Consider the following 768-nt stretch of genomic DNA (forward strand, 5'->3'; position numbering starts at 1 on the left):
TCGGCGGAAAGCCCTTCGATGGTCAGGGCAAAGTGGGTTTCATTGGCCGGCGCGAACATCCCTTGTTCCTCGTGCTGTACAGCGGCGCTCGTCGACGGCCGCAAAAAAGCGGCTCAACGTACGCGAAATTCTGGAGGGGCGTAAACAACATCGACCAGCAGAGCTGGCCGATGCGTGTAACGGTCAGCCGTAATTAAACGACTGGAGCACGCCAGTCATCGGAACCCGAAGTACCGGATACTTCGTGGGTCCAGGTGATTTTGCGGTAGGTGAACTGCACTTCTTCCAGGTGGGTGAAGTGCGCGTTGCCTGGATCCTGGCAGTTGTGCATTTTGTTGTTGATGGCGACGATGATCGCGTCTTCCAGTTTGGTGGTGTAGTAGTGCTCTTGGGTGCCTTGGGCCGAAGTGCGGTACCACTGGATAACGATTTCGCTCATGCGCTCGCCGGAAGTCAGTGCGGCTTGCAGCAGAGGCGAAGCCTTGTCGTAGACCTTGGTGATCACAACTGGCTTGTGTACGCGCTGACCGGTTGGCTGACCGGATTGCGGGTCACGCGGGATGATCACGTCGTGGGTGAAAGCCTGAACCATGACCTGGTCTTCGTGGCCTTCCTGGTAGGTGTTGCCAACGGAGTCGGCGGTGAAGGCGCCGGCAGTGATCAGGCCTTGTTTTTCGCCGGTAACCGACATGTACGCTGGTGTTGCCATGGGGTGCTCTCCTTGCGGATAAATTGAGGGTGCCCGGAGGCGAAATCGCCCGGTGGGTG

2 protein-coding genes are annotated in these 768 nt (G+C 58.2%); one reads left to right on the plus strand and one right to left on the minus strand.

Translation table 11 applies throughout. From position 1 onward, the window contains the following. Positions 1-197: hypothetical protein (locus tag GXB78_RS27975; RefSeq protein WP_329517856.1), on the plus strand; the 197-nt coding region annotated here is incomplete at its 5' end. Here GXB78_RS27975 and GXB78_RS27980 read toward each other — a convergent pair. Beyond that, entirely contained in the window at positions 194-709 is a 516-nt protein-coding gene (locus tag GXB78_RS27980) for an Hcp family type VI secretion system effector (protein ID WP_007949952.1), read from the minus strand. The two genes, GXB78_RS27975 and GXB78_RS27980, sit on opposite strands and share 4 nt — an antisense overlap. Positions 710-768 lie beyond the last annotated feature (59 nt).

This window comes from Pseudomonas moraviensis subsp. stanleyae (assembly GCF_036283065.1).
GTDB lineage: Bacteria > Pseudomonadota > Gammaproteobacteria > Pseudomonadales > Pseudomonadaceae > Aquipseudomonas > Aquipseudomonas stanleyae.